Annotated in this window: 1 protein-coding gene; it reads left to right on the top strand. The window is 64.4% G+C overall.

The features are described from left to right. Window positions 1-334 precede the first annotated feature (334 nt). A partial coding sequence (locus tag MOV75_RS39290; protein ID WP_247008211.1) for an MCP four helix bundle domain-containing protein occupies window positions 335-1,095 on the top strand: 761 nt, incomplete at its 3' end.

The raw sequence follows: 1,095 nt of genomic DNA, 5'->3' as shown, positions 1-1,095 counted from the left end.
AGGAGATCCCGTCCAGCCGGTCGCCGGAGCGCGGCGGCGTCGCCTTGGCGAGGAGATCGCGCAGGTCCGGAAACGTGTAGGTCGTGGCGTCGATGGTGTGGCGGTAGACCAAGGGGCTCTCCGGGGTTCGTCGGCCAGTGACCGACTCCAGCGCGATCTCAAGACTATACCTTCGGATCAAGACGCTGAAATATCTTACTTTCTTTCGACCAAGGGCGAAGGGGACCAGCCCCCGCGTTAACGCCGCATCCATCTTCGTTCTGCATAGTTTTGCATCAAATTCAGACGACCGTGCTCACCGGCCGCTTCAGGCCATTCCGGGGCCCTGAACACCATGACCACTGACCAACCTGGCAATGCCGGCGGCCTCGCCGGCCGCTTCACGCTCGCCACCAAGCTCTACGCGATCTTCGCGCTGTTCGCGCTGCTCACGGCGGCGATCGCGATGCTCTCCGACTACAACAGCCGCCGCGGTGCCGAGCTGACCAGCGCGATCGAGACGGCGAACGCTGCCGCGCTGAACGTCGAGCGGGTCAACTCGCTGGTCTATGCGGTCGTGATGGAGTCGCGTGGCGTCTACATGTCGACCGAGCCCGCCGTCGTGAAGAAATACGGCGAGGGCCTGCTCAAGTTCAACGCGCAGATCCTTGACGTCGTGAAGCGCTGGGAGACCATCGTCAAAGCCGACGATGCCGAGCAGTTTGCGACCTTCAAGAAGCGCATCGAGCAGTTCGTCGAGTTCCGCAAGGAACTGGTGCGCCGCGGCGTCGAGATCAATGCGGCCGCGGGCCGTGAATGGGGCGACAACGACGCCAACCGCACCGTGCGCTCGGCGCTGAACAAGGATCTCGAGGCGCTTTCCAAGGTCTATGCCGAGCGCGCCAGGCAGATCGCGCAGCAGACCGAGACCAATCGCGAATTGTCCTTCGTGCTCACCTGCCTCGGCGGCGTGGCGCTGGCCCTGGTCGTGATCGGCATCGTCATCATCGCCCGCTCGGTCGCCCGGCCGCTTGCCTCGATCACCGCCACCATCAAGCAGGTCGCCGACGGCGCCGAAAACATCGTGGTGCCGCACACCGGCCGCGCCGACGAGAT

The organism is Bradyrhizobium sp. PRIMUS42 (assembly GCF_023006515.1).
Lineage (GTDB): Bacteria > Pseudomonadota > Alphaproteobacteria > Rhizobiales > Xanthobacteraceae > Bradyrhizobium.
This window is presented reverse-complemented; position numbering and strand designations above follow the sequence as displayed.